General features: G+C 40.2%; 18 protein-coding genes, 1 tRNA gene, 1 pseudogene and 1 riboswitch. Of the genes and pseudogenes, 5 read left to right on the top strand and 15 right to left on the bottom strand.

The features are described from left to right. Positions 1 to 35: 35 nt before the first annotated feature. From HT732_RS06350 to HT732_RS06305, 10 genes and pseudogenes are all read right to left on the bottom strand, one after another. The gene (locus HT732_RS06350) at positions 36 to 1,010 is read right to left on the bottom strand and encodes a DUF1002 domain-containing protein (RefSeq protein ID WP_173254367.1); all 975 of its coding nucleotides are present in this window, start codon (positions 1,008 to 1,010) and stop codon (positions 36 to 38) included. 72 nt (positions 1,011 to 1,082) lie between these two features. Further along, complete coding sequence (gene pmp23, locus HT732_RS06345; protein ID WP_173254366.1) at positions 1,083 to 1,697, bottom strand: cell wall hydrolase Pmp23; 615 nt, start codon at positions 1,695 to 1,697, stop codon at positions 1,083 to 1,085. Further along, positions 1,697 to 2,671, bottom strand: a complete 975-nt coding sequence (locus tag HT732_RS06340; protein WP_173254365.1) for a nucleoid-associated protein — start codon at positions 2,669 to 2,671, stop codon at positions 1,697 to 1,699. Before HT732_RS06340 ends, pmp23 begins: the two co-directional genes overlap by 1 nt. 7 nt (positions 2,672 to 2,678) lie before the next feature. Continuing rightward, entirely contained in the window at positions 2,679 to 3,935 is a 1,257-nt protein-coding gene (gene glyA, locus HT732_RS06335) for a serine hydroxymethyltransferase (protein ID WP_173254364.1), read from the bottom strand. A 62-nt stretch (positions 3,936 to 3,997) separates the two neighbouring features. Further along, complete coding sequence (locus tag HT732_RS06330) at positions 3,998 to 4,429, bottom strand: GNAT family N-acetyltransferase (protein ID WP_173254363.1); 432 nt, start codon at positions 4,427 to 4,429, stop codon at positions 3,998 to 4,000. Between the two features lies 1 nt (position 4,430). Beyond that, complete coding sequence (locus HT732_RS06325; RefSeq protein ID WP_173254362.1) at positions 4,431 to 5,033, bottom strand: L-threonylcarbamoyladenylate synthase; 603 nt, start codon at positions 5,031 to 5,033, stop codon at positions 4,431 to 4,433. Continuing rightward, positions 5,017 to 5,853, bottom strand: coding sequence for a peptide chain release factor N(5)-glutamine methyltransferase (gene prmC / locus HT732_RS06320; RefSeq protein WP_173254361.1), 837 nt, complete (start codon positions 5,851 to 5,853; stop codon positions 5,017 to 5,019). Before prmC ends, HT732_RS06325 begins: the two co-directional genes overlap by 17 nt. Next, entirely contained in the window at positions 5,853 to 6,932 is a 1,080-nt protein-coding gene (gene prfA / locus HT732_RS06315; RefSeq protein WP_001028807.1) for a peptide chain release factor 1, read from the bottom strand. Before prfA ends, prmC begins: the two co-directional genes overlap by 1 nt. A gap of 9 nt (positions 6,933 to 6,941) precedes the next feature. Further along, a pseudogene (locus tag HT732_RS06310) lies at positions 6,942 to 7,422 on the bottom strand (GNAT family N-acetyltransferase). Further along, positions 7,412 to 8,011, bottom strand: coding sequence for a thymidine kinase (locus HT732_RS06305; RefSeq protein ID WP_173254360.1), 600 nt, complete (start codon positions 8,009 to 8,011; stop codon positions 7,412 to 7,414). Before HT732_RS06305 ends, HT732_RS06310 begins: the two are co-directional and overlap by 11 nt. Positions 8,012 to 8,134: 123 nt before the next feature. On the opposite strand from HT732_RS06305, the gene HT732_RS06300 reads away from it, so the two are divergent. Continuing rightward, positions 8,135 to 8,317 carry a 4-oxalocrotonate tautomerase gene (locus HT732_RS06300; RefSeq protein WP_001117395.1) on the top strand — a complete coding sequence of 61 codons (183 nt, stop codon included), beginning with the start codon at positions 8,135 to 8,137 and terminating at the stop codon, positions 8,315 to 8,317. Positions 8,318 to 8,454: 137 nt separating this feature from the next. Beyond that, on the top strand, positions 8,455 to 9,828 hold the full coding sequence (gene mnmE / locus HT732_RS06295) for a tRNA uridine-5-carboxymethylaminomethyl(34) synthesis GTPase MnmE (protein ID WP_173254359.1): 1,374 nt from the start codon (positions 8,455 to 8,457) through the stop codon (positions 9,826 to 9,828). A 45-nt stretch (positions 9,829 to 9,873) separates the two neighbouring features. Here mnmE and dapA read toward each other — a convergent pair whose 3' ends face one another. The 4 genes from dapA to HT732_RS06275 form a co-directional block, all read right to left on the bottom strand. Then, a complete protein-coding gene (gene dapA / locus HT732_RS06290) occupies positions 9,874 to 10,809 on the bottom strand; it encodes a 4-hydroxy-tetrahydrodipicolinate synthase (RefSeq protein WP_173254358.1) in 936 nt (311 codons plus the stop codon). A gap of 55 nt (positions 10,810 to 10,864) precedes the next feature. Continuing rightward, on the bottom strand, positions 10,865 to 11,941 hold the full coding sequence (locus HT732_RS06285) for an aspartate-semialdehyde dehydrogenase (protein ID WP_173254357.1): 1,077 nt from the start codon (positions 11,939 to 11,941) through the stop codon (positions 10,865 to 10,867). Between the two features lie 388 nt (positions 11,942 to 12,329). Beyond that, positions 12,330 to 12,402: transfer RNA gene (locus tag HT732_RS06280), tRNA-Thr, on the bottom strand. 99 nt (positions 12,403 to 12,501) lie between these two features. After that, positions 12,502 to 13,011 (bottom strand): QueT transporter family protein, encoded by a 510-nt coding sequence (locus HT732_RS06275; RefSeq protein ID WP_000737072.1) that lies wholly within the window; start codon positions 13,009 to 13,011, stop codon positions 12,502 to 12,504. Further along, positions 13,009 to 13,105: riboswitch (PreQ1 riboswitch) on the bottom strand. Its footprint overlaps the gene before it by 3 nt. Positions 13,106 to 13,133: 28 nt before the next feature. Here HT732_RS06275 and HT732_RS06270 point away from each other — a divergent pair. Together HT732_RS06270 and mscL are read left to right on the top strand one after the other, a co-directional pair. Then, entirely contained in the window at positions 13,134 to 13,565 is a 432-nt protein-coding gene (locus tag HT732_RS06270) for a GtrA family protein (protein ID WP_173254356.1), read from the top strand. 81 nt (positions 13,566 to 13,646) lie between these two features. Beyond that, positions 13,647 to 14,024 (top strand): large conductance mechanosensitive channel protein MscL, encoded by a 378-nt coding sequence (gene mscL, locus HT732_RS06265; protein WP_173254355.1) that lies wholly within the window; start codon positions 13,647 to 13,649, stop codon positions 14,022 to 14,024. A gap of 40 nt (positions 14,025 to 14,064) precedes the next feature. Here mscL and hemH read toward each other — a convergent pair whose 3' ends face one another. Continuing rightward, entirely contained in the window at positions 14,065 to 15,159 is a 1,095-nt protein-coding gene (hemH, locus tag HT732_RS06260) for a ferrochelatase (RefSeq protein WP_173254354.1), read from the bottom strand. Positions 15,160 to 15,312: 153 nt separating this feature from the next. On the opposite strand from hemH, the gene pepT reads away from it, so the two are divergent. Next, positions 15,313 to 16,536 carry a peptidase T gene (gene pepT, locus HT732_RS06255; RefSeq protein WP_173254353.1) on the top strand — a complete coding sequence of 408 codons (1,224 nt, stop codon included), beginning with the start codon at positions 15,313 to 15,315 and terminating at the stop codon, positions 16,534 to 16,536. Positions 16,537 to 16,568 lie beyond the last annotated feature (32 nt).

Genomic DNA, 16,568 nt, shown 5'->3' with positions numbered 1-16,568 from the left:
CGTTACGGTTACCATCTATTATACCATGAAATTTCTTAAGAACCAAAACTCTTGAAGAAGTTGACAATGGCTTGCCAGAGGGAGCTTAGGAAATTGCCGCCGTCCTCTAGCGCCTTATCAGCATCAAAGTTAAGGTTAATATTTTTAAAACTGTCACCAGCTTGTGATACAATGCTTTGTTTCAGGTCCTTTAGGGTTTTAGTGAAATCTGCATTGCTGAGGATATCACTTTTTGAGAGATTTAAAGCAAAATTGATGATGATATTGATCTGGTTTCCTGTTATGACCTGATCGAGTTTGTAATTTTTTAAGGTATCTTCAACGATTTTACGGACATCTTCCTCTGTCAGATTTCCCTTGCTTTCTTTAGCTTTGGCGAGTCCTGACTTGATATCGGCTAGGGCAACATTTAATTTATTAGCATCATAGCCTGATTTGTCCTTATTTTCAGCATTGATATCGGACAAAGCCTTCAACTCTTCTTGAGCCAAATCTTTGTTGGCTTGTGGCACCTTGGCTCCATTAGCTTCCAGCGAATAGTAAATCCCGGCTAAGGCACTCTCACCTGTAACTGGAATGGGTGCTGCTACAGTGATTTTGGCATGTTCCACACCCAGCGTTACGGCTGCGTTTCGGTACATATCCTGCGTCACCTTAGTGATGTTTTCAGGTGTTTCAATCTTGACCTCAAGTGGCGATTTGTCCCCTAGCTTTTGAATCTTGGCTGATGAATACAACTGTAAGCTAGAGTCATTGGCCACATTCATGATTTTAGAATAGACATCAGGTGTCATGGTCTTGAGTTCTTTGGTGTCTGTTGAGGAATTGTAGCCTAATTTCTTAAGAGTTTGATTTTTTTGGTCTTCAGACAATGATGAACCTAGGACATATTCAGGTTGAACATAGGTTTCATCGATAACTTTTTGAACATCTGTTGCTGCATGGGCGCTATTTATAGCTGTTACTGCCCACAAGACCGCAGCACTAGTCAGAAAGAGTTTCTTTCTCATAGGGAATTTCCTCCTTTACCTTTCTAGAGTAATATATCTATCTTAAAGAAAACTTATAAAAAAACACCTGGACTAGCCAGATGTTGAAAAGAGAGTGAAACATTTGATGATGTAAAGGTTGAGTTGCACCTGTCTAGAATAGTAATAATTTCCTCCATTTACATAGAGTTCGGCTCCATGGAAAATGGAAATGGGGTGAATATAACTATAAGTCTTTCCAGTGGTATTACCAAGCAAGGGAGCAACAGTCTCGCGAGAGTACTGTTTGGCCAGAGCCAAGGTGTTTTCCTTGCCATTTTGGGCAATATAATCGATATAGGCAGGACCAAAATTATAAGCTTGAACAGCTGTCCAGACATCTACATCCTTCTTCTGGGCCAGATAGAGATTGTCTGTCAGAGTTTGAACACCTTGTCGAATGCTAGACACATTATCATTTATGGTGTTGGTTGAACCACTTGCAGACTCACTAGACTGCATAACATCGCCTTCTTTTCCTTTTGTTTCAGTATAAATCATAGCGAGCACAAGCTCTTCGTTTGCTGGTGTGTCTTTTTCACTCAAGATTTCTCGCACCATGGGTTGATAGGTCATGACTTGATTGACATCTTGGTGAACGCGGTAAGCTTTATAGCCAGCAAAAAGGAAGACTGCTAGTACAAGCACTCTTCGAATTCGTTTAAACATTATTTACTTTGGATATCCTCGATATTTTTGATTAAGATAGAGTAGGTTCCATTGTCATTTTGGATAAACTCAACAGACTCGGCGTCTTGATAGACGTTATTGGGAACGATGAGCTCAATTCCATTTGACAAGGAGAGTTTTTGGTTTTCAAATTTCTTTAATTGGCGACTGGCATCAATTTCTTCAAATTGAACAGGTTCTGGTACTGCTTCCTTGACTTGGTCAATAAAGCTCAAACGAGCCGTCAGATTATTATCAAAAAGGTCGTTAGCCAATTTTTCAGGTGACAATTCATTGCTTTCTTCTAGGTTGTTGAAAATCGCTGATTTGACCTTGGATTGAAATTGAAAATCGTCTGTATTAAAGGTTTCAGCAATTCTTTGGGCTGTTTTTTCCAATTCCTTGATAGATTTCTTAGGAGAAATCTTAGGAGCGACAGCAAGAAGATTTTCTGAAAAATAGTTCAAAAAAGTCCCGTTGTACTTGATTCGTTTTTCAATCAGATGGTACTTGCGGCTCTGAAGATTAACCACCAAGGCCTCATCAGCCCCTGTTCCAAATCCAGGCAGGTTATTCTGAGTCAGCTTGATTGGATTATCAACTTCTCCTCCGAGGTGAGTCAAGGTCTCACGCAGGGCAATTCGCAAGAAAGCGAAATGGTCTACACCTTCTTTAGAAAATTGTACAAAAATCAAGTCATTGGTCTTGAGATTTTCAGAAATACTGAACTCTTCTTTCCAGAGATTAGCCAGTGTTACTGATGTCTCCAACAAATCGTCTGTGATATGATTGAAGAAGGGATTTTCTTCCTCGAAAATCCCAGTCTTGGCTTCATCTGAATACACACGTTCAATTTTTTTCCGCAGGTATTCTTCGATTTTTGGAGTAATATTGAGAAACTTATCCGCCAGGAACAGCTCGGTATCATCCGGACTGAACTGGTGAATAATGGCTTTCTTAATATAAATGTCCATAAAAGTTTTAGTCCTCGTATAATGGGAAGGCATCTGTCAATTCTTTGACTGCACTTCTCACTTCTTCTAAGACAGCTTCATTTTCTGCATTCTTAAGGGTTTTAATGATGAGTTCAGCCACTTTGCGACTTTCTTCTTCACCAAATCCACGTGCAGTAATGGCTGCAGATCCGATACGAATCCCACTTGTCTTGAATGGTGACAAGGTTTCATATGGGATTGAGTTTTTATTTAGGGTAATATTGACTTCATCCAGCAAGTTTTGAGCAACTTTTCCGTTTTCTACAACTTTAGTCACATCCACTAGGAAGAGATGGTTTTCAGTTCCACCAGAAATGATACGGAAATCAGGGTCTTGCAAGAAGACATCTGCCATAGCCTTGCTGTTCTTGATAACATTAGCAGCATATTCCTTGAAGGCTGGATCCAAGACTTCTTTGAAAGAAACAGCTTTAGCCGCCACAACGTGCTCCAAAGGACCACCCTGAATACCAGGGAAAATAGCTGAATTGATTTTCTTAGCAAGTTCTTCGTCATTAGTCAAAATCAAACCACCACGAGGTCCACGAAGGGTTTTGTGGGTCGTTGTTGTAGTGATATGAGCGTATGGCACTGGGCTTGGGTGGAGACCAGCAGCAACCAAACCAGCGATATGAGCCATATCTACCATGAGCTTAGCTCCAACAGCATCCGCAATTTCACGGAATTTTGAAAAGTCGATAATTTGAGAATAGGCTGAAGCACCTGCTACAATCAATTTTGGTTTTACTTCTTGGGCTTGTTTCAAGATAGCATCAAAGTCCAAGAATTCCGTTTCAGGATCTACACTATAAGAAACAAAGTTGTAGGTTTGACCTGAGAAGCTGACAGGAGCTCCATGGGTCAAATGTCCACCTGCTGCTAAATCCATCCCCATAACGGTATCACCTGGCTCAATCAAGGCCATGTAAGCCGCACAGTTGGCTTGGCTTCCTGAGTGAGGTTGGACATTGGCAAATTTTGCACCGAAAATTTCTTTTGCTCGTTCAATGGCTAGAGATTCCACCACGTCTACTACATCCGTTCCACCATAATAACGGCGGCCTGGGTAGCCTTCGGCGTATTTATTCGTCAAGATAGACCCTTGAGCTGCCATAACAGCCTTGGAAACTACGTTTTCCGAAGCAATCAACTCAATGTTGTTTTGTTGTCGTTCTTCTTCTTTGGCAATAGCATTCCAGAGATCAGCATCATATGCTTTAAAATCATCTTTGTCAAAAATCATAGGTCTTCTCCTTTTATTGTGTGACTAGTCCATTAGTTTCATTTTCTTATTAGAAAATCAAACTAAAAGATGCGAATAAACCGTTTCTGCATTTTATCACAAGTATAACCAACTTTTTCATAAAATGCATGAGCACCCAGACGATGATCGGCAGAGTTTAAGCGGATAAACCCATAACCACGTCTTTTTGCTTCTTCTTCCAACCCTTGTAATAAGCTTTTACCAATACCTTGACCTTGCGCTTGAGGTGAAACTGCTAAGGCTAAAATATTAAATCCTGCTTTAGAATAAAGTGATTCATAGACCTCAGCGTGGACATATCCAAGTAAGACATGACTAGCTTCATCCTCATAAGCAAGTAGGAAATGATGTGAATCCTGAGATAATCTAGCTAGTTGACTAGCTGTATCCTCTGGACTAAAAGAATAGCCCAAAGCTTCTTGGTTAATGTCACATATAGCTTTCACATCAGTTTCTCTTAAATCTCTTAGCATCTCATTCCTCCTCAAAAGAAATCTCTGGCAACTGAGCAAGAATATCATCTCGCTTAATCGCCCCTTGGCGTAAGATTTTCACCTTGTCTCCAGACAAATCCAAAATAGTTGAATCCTGTCCAGTTAGAAAAGAATCGTCTTCCAAACCCAGAACCTCTTGGTCAAAATCCTCAAGAATTTGATTAAAGGTCACTCCACTTTCCTGACCTGAAATATTGGCAGACGGCCCAATCAAGGGTCCTATCTCTCGAATCAAATCAAGGGTAATGGGATGACTAGGCATCCGAAATCCAACAGTTGCAAGACTAGAATTGACCCAATAGGGAACTCGGTCATTAGCTTCGAGAATAATGGTTAAGGGACCTGGTAAAAAGGTCTCTACAAGTTTTTGTAGATAAGTTGGCTGATTCTTTGAGAAGTTCAAGATGTCATCTAGAGAGGCGATATTGAGATTGAGGGCCTTGTCTCTAGGGCGACGTTTGAGTTGGTAAACATGGTCAACTGCTTTTTCGTCTAGAGCCTTGGCAAAGAGACCGTAAACCGTCTCTGTAGGTAAAACAACCGCCCCACCCTTTTTCAACTCTTGTCTAATCCTGTCCATCATCAACTACAACCATCCTATCTTGACCAAACTGGTCCTTGAGCGTTCGTACTCTTTTTTCAGGAAGGTATTTCCTAAAAAGTTCAGGAACACTTTGACCTTGCTTGTATCCAATTTCAAGGTAAATCTTACCACCATCTTTGAGATAGTCTGTTACATCTTCAGCAATTCTACGGTAAATAGCTAGACCATCCTCGTCTGCAAAGAGAGCTAGATGAGGTTCTGAATACAAAACATTCAAGCCAATCTCTGACTCATCTTCACGAGAGATATAGGGTGGATTGGAAACAATTATATCATATTTTTCAGAAATTTCTGTAAAACAGTCAGATTTTTTTAAAAATATTTGAAGATTTTGATTTTTAGCATTTTCGTTAGCTAAATCTAAAGCATCTTGGGAAATATCTGCTGCTGTCACTGACCAAGCTGGTCTGTTTTTTGCTAATGCAAGGGCTATGGCTCCACTTCCAGTCCCGATATCTAGAACCTTAAGATTTTCCTCAGGATTCTCAGCCAAGATAAGCTCAACCAACTCTTCTGTTTCTGGACGAGGGATTAATACTCGCCCATCAACTTTTAACTGCAATCCATAAAAATCTGCCTGTCCGATGATATACTGTGCCGGTTTATGAGCTGCTAACTGTTGGAAAATTCCTTTTACAAATACTTCTTCCTCTTTTGTCACCTCTTGCTGGAGGGCAAAAACAAAGTCCGTAAAAGATAGATTTTTCAGGCTACGATAGACAAAAGAGAGGCTTTCAGCTTCCTCTCCTTGTCCTATCAACTCTTCTTCAAAATCTGAAAATAATTGAGATAATTTCATTATTTGTTTAATTCTTCTAATTTTTGTGTTTGGTCATAAAGAACCAAGGCATCCACAACTTCATCCAATTTACCAGACAAAATGGTATCTAGTTTTTGGAGGGTTAAACCGATACGGTGGTCTGTGACACGGTTTTGTGGGAAGTTATAAGTTCGGATCCGTTCTGAACGGTCACCAGTACCAATAGTCGACTTACGCTCAGCGTCTTGTTCATCTTGTGCAATTTGTGCAAAGTGGTCAGCAACACGCGCACGGATGATTTTCATGGCTTTCTCACGGTTCTTCTGCTGAGTACGTTCTTCCTGCATCTCAACCTTGATATTGGTTGGCAAGTGAACGATACGAACGGCTGTCGCAACCTTATTGACGTTTTGTCCACCAGCTCCAGATGCATGGTAGATGTCAACACGAAGGTCTTTTGGATCAATATCATATTCTACCTCTTCCACTTCAGGCATGACAAGGACTGTCGCTGTAGAGGTATGCACACGCCCTTGACTTTCTGTCACAGGAACACGTTGAACACGATGGGCACCAGACTCATACTTGAGTTTAGAGTAAACAGATTGACCTGAAACCATGGCAACCACTTCTTTGAAACCGCCGACACCATTCATAGAGGCTTCCATGACTTCAAAGCGCCAGCCTTGGGCTTCAGCATACTTTTGATACATGGTTAGCAAATCTCCAGCGAAAAGTGCTGCTTCGTCTCCACCAGCAGCGCCACGGATTTCAAGGATAATATTCTTGTCATCGTTTGGATCTTTAGGAAGGAGCAAGATTTTCAGTTTTTCTTCGTATTCTTCTTTTTCAGCCTTGGCATCTTTGAGTTCTTGCTTGGCCATTTCTTCCAAGTCAGCATCTCCACCTGATTCCTTAATCATTTCTTCAGCGTCAACGATGTTTTGAAGGACTTGTTTGTATTCTCGGTAAGCCGTCACCGTATCACGGCTTGAAGCCTCTTCTTTTGAGAGCTCCATGAAACGCTTGGTGTCCGAAACCACATCTGGGTCACTGAGCAATTCTCCTAATTCTTCATAACGGTCTTCTACAGCTTGTAGTTGATCATAGATGTTCATTTTTTCTCCTTATTTCTCAATTGTTAAATCATAGATTGCGACTACTTCGTTCTCGGATATTTCCCCAGTTTCTTTAAATCCATAACTGAGGTAACAAGATCTTGCATGTTCATTTTCTGGTTCATAAGACAACCAAAGTTTATTGCTTAAACCTGCTGGCGCTGTCCGAACATAGTCTAGTACTTTATCCATAATTGGTTTAAAATATCCTTGATTTTGAAAATTCTTATCAATCATAAAACGAAATAGTAAATAATTTCCACTACTAATTCCGATCTTTTTATCATAAGCTATCATCACAAAACCTATAATTGCATCATTATCATAAACTGCCAATGGAGCTACAAAATCTCCATTTTTAGTGTAGACGTATGCTTCAGCTAAACTAATTGCGTTGGTTGCAATGAATTGTTTTTGATATTCCTTGACATCCAAATTTCAAAACATCAAAATAATTCTCCATTGTAACATCTCTTAGTTCAATTGTCATAGTTGTGCTCCTTGTTAGATGCTATCATTGGCGCAAAATAATGTTTACGGCAAACCGAGATATAGGTTTCATTACCACCAATCTGAATCTGCTCACCATCATAGACTGGCAGTCCATCCTGTGTACGCAAAACCATAGTCGCCTTTTTCTTACAATACTGACAGATGGTCTTGATTTCGTCAATCTTATCTCCTAAAAGCAAGAGATACTTGGAACCTTCGAACAGTTCATTGCGAAAGTCATTTTTCAAACCAAAAGCCATGACGGGTATATCTAACTCGTCCACAACACGAGCTAGATCGTAAACATGATGACGTTTGAGAAACTGGGCTTCATCGACCAAAACACAGTATGGTTTCTCAGGTAAATCTCGGATATAGCCGAAGATATCCGTTGACTCCTCAATCGCAATGGCAGGGCGTTTCATGCCAATTCGACTCGATACATAGCCAACACCGTCACGCGTATCCAGAGCCGAGGTCATAATCACAACACCTTTTCCTTGCTCCTCATAGTTATAGGCCACCTTGAGAATCTCAATCGTCTTACCAGAGTTCATGGTCCCATAACGATAATACAACTGTGCCATGTTTCTTGCTTCACGTCCATTTCTAAATTTTTGCTACATTCTAGTATATCATAATTTTCTTAAGCTTTAAACGGCAAAATGTGGTAAAATAGAAGAAATCAAAAACTAGTGGAGGAAGCTATTATGCCATTTGTACGCATCGATTTATTTGAAGGACGCACGCTCGAGCAAAAGAAAGCTCTTGCTAAGGAAATAACAGAAGCTGTTGTTCGCAACACTGGAGCACCTCAATCTGCTGTCCATGTCATCATCAACGACATGCCAGAAGGAACTTACTTCCCACAAGGGGAAATGCGCACCAAATAAGCTAGCTTAAGCAGAATTGCTTAGGCTTTTTCAATCTCCAAGTAGCATCCATTGAAGAAATAGTTCAAATTTGTTACAATTTGAAAAGAGACTTGGAAAAATTTCCAAGAAAAGAGCTATTTATTAAAGGAAACATTATGATTACACGTGAATTTGATACCATCGCTGCCATCTCTACTCCACTAGGTGAAGGGGCTATTGGTATTGTCCGCCTGAGCGGAACAGAAAGTTTTGCTATTGCGCAAAAGATTTTTAAAGGAAAAGACTTGAGACAGGTTGTTAGCCACACTCTCAACTACGGTCACATCGTTGACCCTCTAACTGGTAAAGTCATGGACGAGGTCATGGTGGGAGCCATGAAATCTCCAAAAACCTTCACTCGTGAGGATATTATCGAGATTAACACCCACGGTGGGATTGCGGTAACCAATGAAATTCTCCAACTAGCGATCCGTGAAGGAGCTCGGTTGGCAGAACCTGGTGAATTTACCAAACGTGCCTTTTTAAACGGTCGCGTAGATTTGACACAGGCTGAGGCAGTGATGGACATCATCCGTGCAAAGACTGACAAGGCCATGAACATTGCAGTTAAGCAATTAGACGGTTCCCTTTCTGACCTCATTAACAATACCCGTCAAGAAATCCTTAACACACTTGCCCAAGTCGAGGTTAATATCGACTATCCTGAGTATGACGATGTTGAAGAAGCGACTACTGCTGTGGTCCGTGAGAAGACTATGGAGTTTGAGCAATTGCTAACTAATCTCCTTAGGACAGCCCGTCGCGGTAAAATCCTTCGTGAAGGAATTTCCACTGCCATCATCGGACGTCCCAACGTTGGGAAATCTAGCCTCCTCAACAATCTCTTGCGTGAAGACAAGGCTATCGTTACAGACATTGCTGGTACCACACGTGATGTCATCGAAGAATACGTCAACATCAACGGTGTTCCCCTCAAATTGATTGATACAGCTGGTATCCGTGAAACGGATGACATCGTGGAACAAATCGGTGTCGAGCGTTCGAAAAAAGCCCTCAAGGAAGCTGACTTGGTTCTGCTAGTACTAAACGCTAGCGAGCCCTTAACTGCCCAAGACCGACAACTTCTTGGGATTAGCCAAGATACAAACCGCATTATTCTTCTTAACAAAACTGATCTTCCTGAAGCAATTGAAACTTCAGAACTCCCTGAAGATGTCATCCGCATTTCAGTTCTTAAAAACCAAAACATTGATAAGATTGAAGAACGCATTAATGACCTCTTCTTTGAAAATGCTGGTCTAGTCGAGCAAGATGCAACCTACTTGTCCAACGCCCGTCATATTTCCTTGATTGAGAAGGCTATTGAAAGTTTGCAGGCTGTTAATGAAGGTCTTGAACTGGGGATGCCAGTTGACTTGCTTCAAGTTGATTTGACTCGTACTTGGGAAATCCTCGGAGAAATCACTGGAGATGCTGCTCCAGATGAACTCATTACCCAACTTTTTAGCCAATTCTGTTTAGGAAAATAAGAAAAATCCATGCTCGTTATTGCGGTCATGGATTTTATTGTCTTATTAGTAATCTGGTCTTAAGACACCTGTTACAGTTGCCTTAGTTGCTTCGTAGTCACCATCTACAACAACCTTGATAATGCGTTTGGCATCTTCTTCTGGTGCTGGAACAAGAGGTAGACGAGTTGGTCCAGCTTCAAATCCCATATAGTTCAGAACTGCCTTAACTGGAGCAGGACTTGGATAAGAGAAGAGAGCATTAACCTTAGGAATGAATTTACGCTGAATAGCTGCAGCTTTCTTCATGTCGCTTTCTGCAATGGCAGTAAACATTTCGTTCATCTCATCCCCATTTGTATGGGATGCAACAGAAATAACCCCGTCAGCACCAAGGTTCATGGCATGGAAAGCATCTCCGTCCTCACCAGTGTAGACCAAGAACTCTTCTGGCTTGTGTTCAATCAGGTAAGCCATATTGGCCAAGCTCGTACATTCTTTGACACCAATGATATTTGGATGGTCAGCCAAGCGAAGCATGGTTTCTGGAGTCAATTCGACAACCACACGACCTGGAATGTTATAGATGATAATTGGTAGATCCGAAGCATCTGCAATGGCTTTAAAATGCTGATACATTCCTTCTTGAGAAGGTTTGTTGTAGTAAGGAACAATAGCAAGCCCAGCAGCAAAACCACCAAACTCAGCAACTTCTTTGACAAACTCGATAGAGTCACGCGTATCATTGGTACCTACACCCGCAATCAAAGGAACACGTCCATTGACAACTTTTTGTACAGCCGCAAACAACTCCAACTCCTCATCGTGGGTCAAAGTTGGACTCTCAGCCGTCGTTCCTGCAAGAAGAATACCATCTGTATGGTGGGCCAATAAATGCTCAATCAAGGCTGGAATAGCATCAAAGTTGATAGAACCATCCTCGTGGAAAGGGGTAATGAAGGCCGTGATGATTTTACACTCTTTTAAATCTTGATAAGACATGAAAACACCTCTCTATTTCAAAGAAGGAGTTCATCTGAACTCCTAAACGATATGACTATTTTAATTCAAATTTCAATTCAGCTGTTGGACGAACCAAGTCACGTTCGTGAAGAGTTTCTGCAATCTGAACTGAGTTCCAAGCAGCACCTTTGAGCAGGTTATCTGAAACAACCCACATGTGGATTCCTTTTTCTGCATCCAAGTCTTTACGAATACGACCAACAAAGGTATCACGTGAACCCACTGCATTGATAGCTTGCGGATAAATTTGATGAGCTACATCATCTTCGAGAACAGCACCTGGGAAGGCTGCGATAGCTGCTTTTACTTCTTCGATTGGAGCCACTTCTTTTGTTTCGATATAAACTGACTCAGAGTGAGCTGACAAGACTGGAATACGCACACATGTTGCAGATACTGCAATGCTATCATCTTCCATAATTTTCTTAGTTTCCTTAGTCATCTTCATCTCTTCGTAAGTGTAATCATTGTCAGTGAAGACATCGATTTGTGGAAGAGCATTAAAAGCGATAGGATAATGTTTCTTATCACCACCTGAAGGCAAGATTTCCGCATGCAAATCACGTGGGTTTACACCATCATTCAAGACTTCACGAAGTTCACGTTGTGTCTCAAGAATTGCTCCCATACCAGCACCTGAAACTGCTTGGTAAGTTGAAACAATGATACGGTCCAAGCCCCATTTTTGGCGAACTGGCTCAAGCGCCACCATCATTTGAATTGTTGAACAGTTAGGGCAGGCAATGATCCCGTTGTGGGCATCAAGTGCATGAGCATTGACCTCTGGAACAACCAAAGGAACATCTGGATTTTGACGGAAGTAAGATGTATTATCTACTACTACTGCTCCAGCTTTAACTGCGTATGGTGCATACTTAGCTGATGTAGAACCACCTGCTGAAAAGAGAGCAATGTCAACTCCTTCAAAAGCTGTTTCAGTCGTTTCTTCAATTGTAATATCTTGATCTTTAAATTTCAAAGTCTTGCCTGCTGAACGTGCAGACGCAAGTAAACGAATTTTATCGATTGGAAGTGTTGATTCTTCCAACATTTTTATCATCTGAGCACCGACAGCACCTGTCGCGCCGACTACAGCAACTGTATATCCCATAAATAACCTCTTTCGGAATTTTCTAAAAATTTCTATAATAGAAGTATTATACTACTTTTTCCATGAATTGCAAAGCTTTTTCATCATTTTTTGAAAAATAAAAATCCCCAGTCGTTAGACCAGGGACTAAGAGGCATCTTCATGTGATGAGCAGGTTCACACAACTCATCAAGGTCCGCTCCTGCGTTATGACCTCCTTATGCTCAATAGTAGCCCGAAGACTACCTATCGACTCATCGCATCTACTATTCTACTAAAGAGAATGACTTTTGTCAACAGACGAAACTCTTTAACTTCTTTTACACAGCTGAATAAGAAATATCTTTGAAAGATTTGGGGCAGACATAACAAAAACCCTTTATTTACAAGGGTTTTCTTGTCTATTTAATGCTAATTGCCGGGATTGAACCGGCGACCTCATCCTTACCATGGATGCGCTCTGCCAACTGAGCTAAATCAGCTTACTTGAAAAGTATACTATAATCAGAAAAGCTTGTCAAGTTTCCTTAGAAATTTTCTATAAGAAAAAGCCAGGTAAAGGCTACCTAGCTTGTCCTGTTCTATTTGCTTAAATCGATTCGACGACCAATTTTACCGATAATAATCGCTCCAATAATCAATGAGGCAAATTCACCGATTCCTGTTGTGAACCAAGTAAGGAAAAATGGTAATTGCGCTACGATATTCAACTCTGCAGCGATAGTAAACATGGAAATTGAAAAGAGGATTGAAAAGAAGAAATGATCTTTTCGAATCAATCCGTTAAAGAGGTAATCCTTGCTGTATTTTGCAAAAAGCCAAACACCTAAACTGAGGAATACCAAGGTTGAACCACCACCAACAAAGACATCCAGCAGTCCAAAGCTAAAGAAATTAGCAATCATACAACCGATGGTAACTCCGATGATGTACTTAGGATTGTAAAAAGCCATAAAGTTCATCATTTCTGAAATACGGAACTGGTAAGCACCATAGCTGATTGCATTTAGGGGCGGTGTGACAGTCAAAACGACATAAATAGCAGCAACGATTGCAATATCTGCAACATCACGAATAGTTAATTTTTTCATCTTTTCTCCTTTAGCGGTTATCCGCGTGTAATATGCTTGGTGAAAGAAGCTAAGCACCAAGGGTTGCTTTATTCAACCTTACTAGTATAGCACAATAGCCTGCTTTATGCTATACTTAAAACATGAAAATTCGTATTCAAAAATTTTTTAACAATGAAATCTTAGCCTATCTCTTTTTTGGCCTTGCAACAACTCTAGTTTCGATTCTCTCACGACTAGTCATTTATCAACTAAGTCATCAGGAACTCCTTGCTACTGCCCTAGCAAATATTATTGGTATCCTCTTTGCCTTTATCACAAATGATACAATCGTGTTTAAGCAAGCAAGGAAGAATCGGCTTATCCGTTTAGTGAAATTTTTTCTTGCCCGCCTTTCTACTTTTCTGTTAGATTTGCTCTTTACTTTTCTGTTTGTGACTCAGTTTCCTCACATCATAGGTCAATTCGTAAATGAAAATCTTGATAAGGTAAATGCAATCGAAACAGTTCTTGCACAATTATTGATAATTATTCTTAATTACATTTTAAGCAAGGTCTATGTTTTTAATAAATAAAACTTCTGAGCATACATCTTGCAAGCTTTTCTTAATTAATATATAATAAATAGAAAAAATTTTTGAAAGGATATTATGAAAATGTTAAAAGATCTAAAAGCATTTTTGCTTCGTGGTAATGTTGTTGACCTTGCTATCGGTGTGATCATTGCCTCTGCTTTTGGTGCTATCGTAACTTCACTTGTAAACGATATTATCACTCCTCTTATTTTAAATCCCGCTTTGAAAGCTGCTAAAGTCGAACGTATCGCTCAACTTTCTTGGCATGGAGTCGGCTATGGTAACTTTTTAAGTGCTATTATCAATTTTATCTTTGTGGGTACCGCCCTCTTCTTTATTATCAAGGGTATTGAAAAAGCACAGAAACTGACTGGCATAAAGGAAGAAAAAACTGACGAAAAAAAACCAACCGAATTGGAAGTCCTTCAAGAAATAAAAGCACTTTTGGAGAAAAAATAATCGTTTAAAAGGATCTAGCGCCAAGCTAAATCCTTTTTCTTTACTCTTTCGGCAACTTGCCTGCTTTTTCTAGCATCTTCTTGATAAGATAAGGCATCTTGACATTCTCCCGCCCTTTTTTCTCAATCAGTTTTTTCACAAATTCCGGCATTTGTAAATCTTGAGATTCGGCTAAGATATTTTTAGTCTCATCTGAAGGAACTAACTCATCAAAGGTTTCTTCTTCTGGGAGAAATTCCTTAAACTCTTGATGTTCATTAGCTCTGACTGTATTAACCAAGGCATCAATCAAACGAGAATCTGTATTTGGCATTGGTGGACGATGGTAGTTTACCCCAAATTCCTGACATAACTCATAACATTCCACATCATTATCAAACAAAACCTCAATGTGCTCACTGATAAAACTAATAGGTACAAAAATATAATTATCTGGATGTTCTGTCTGTTCTCTGAGGTACTCTAATACATCTGGCTTAATCCATGGAATCCCGATATCGCTTTCACTCTGCCAAGTATTGGTATATTGCTCGGAACTCAAACCCAGTTTTTCAGCAACTAACTTGCTATTTTCAAAAATTTGATCGATATAAGGATCCCCAAAATCCAAGGCAAAAATGGGCACACTGTGGGCTGAAAAGATGACTTTAAAGCTATCTTGCTTTACTTCTTCTTTTAAAATCTTAGCAATTTCATCTGCCCAATAGTTTAAGAGTGCTTCTTCCTGATACCAGTCCTTAATGACCAAAAATTGAATTTGCTTGCTTTCTAAAAATTTCTCATAACCCATGATAGAGTAAAAAGAATAATGGGGCTCCAAAATCAGGCAAATACACTGCTCAATTCCGTCTGCTTCCATCTGACCAATCACATCTGGGATAAAGGGACTGGAAAACTTATTGGCAAAATAGACACTATATTCATTTCCTAGCCTAGCTTCTACCAAGGCAACCTCTTCACGGGTAATTTTTTGCAGAGGCGTGCCTCCAATAAGTACATAATTATCATAGAGAGTTTGAATCTCGTGGTCTTGAGGTCTCACTCCACGACGAATATTTGTGAAAAAATCAGCCACACCTTCAAAGGTAATCTCTTCTGGCGAACCGAAAGTCATCATTAAAATTGCTTTTTTCATAATCGCTTCCTTGTGATGTTTTTATCAAGTTTATTTTATCATTTATCCATTAATAAGTAAACGCCAACATAGCGAATTTCCCTAACTTATGTCTTTTGTTTTTCTCTTCTTTCTATGATACAATGGAAAAAATAAATTCAAAAGGAGTTTTTTATGACTTATCCAAATCTCTTGGACCGCTTCTTAACCTACGTTAAGGTCAACACGCGCTCTGATGAACACTCTACTACTACTCCAAGTACACAGAGTCAGGTTGACTTTGCAACCAATGTCCTTATCCCTGAAATGAAACGTGTTGGTCTGCAAAATGTTTATTATCTTCCAAATGGTTTTGCGATTGGTACCTTGCCAGCCAATGATCCATCTTTAACACGTAAAATTGGCTTCATCTCCCACATGGATACTGCTGATTTTAATGCTGAAGGAGTCAATCCACAGGTAATTGAAAACTACGATGGTGGTGTGATTGAACTAGGGAATTCTGGTTTTAAACTGGATCCAGCTGACTTCAAGAGTCTTGAGAAATATCCAGGACAAACGCTTATCACAACAGATGGAACAACCTTGCTGGGGGCTGATGACAAGTCAGGAATTGCTGAGATTATGACTGCCATTGAATATCTAACTGCTCATCCTGAAATCAAACACTGTGAAATTCGTGTTGGTTTTGGTCCAGATGAAGAAATCGGTGTTGGTGCCAATAAATTTGATGCAGAAGATTTTGATGTGGATTTTGCCTACACTGTTGATGGTGGCCCATTAGGTGAGCTTCAGTACGAGACCTTCTCAGCAGCTGGTGCTGAATTGCATTTCCAAGGACGTAATGTCCACCCTGGTACTGCCAAAGGTCAGATGGTCAACGCCCTTCAGCTAGCAATTGATTTTCATAATCAACTTCCAGAGAATGACCGACCTGAGTTAACAGAAGGTTACCAAGGTTTCTATCATCTTATGGATGTGACTGGTAGTGTCGAGGAGGCGCGTGCAAGCTACATCATTCGCGATTTTGAAAAAGATGCCTTTGAAGCGCGTAAAACAGCTATGCAGTCTATCGCTGATAAGATGAATCAAGAACTTGGTAGCGACCGTATCACCCTCAACTTGACAGATCAGTACTACAATATGAAAGAAGTCATTGAGAAAGATATGACTCCAATTACCATTGCTAAAGCCGTTATGGAAGATCTGGGTATCACTCCTATTATCGAACCAATTCGTGGAGGGACAGACGGCTCTAAGATTTCCTTTATGGGAATCCCAACTCCCAATATCTTTGCGGGTGGTGAAAACATGCACGGACGTTTTGAATACGTCAGCCTTCATACCATGGAACGTGCAGTTGATACAATCATTGGTATCGTAGCTTATAAAGGTTAAAAAGACGAGGTAGTTCAGCTACTTCGCCTTTT

The sequence above is a fragment of the Streptococcus sp. 5346 genome (assembly GCF_013277455.1).
GTDB lineage: Bacteria > Bacillota > Bacilli > Lactobacillales > Streptococcaceae > Streptococcus.
This window is presented reverse-complemented; position numbering and strand designations above follow the sequence as displayed.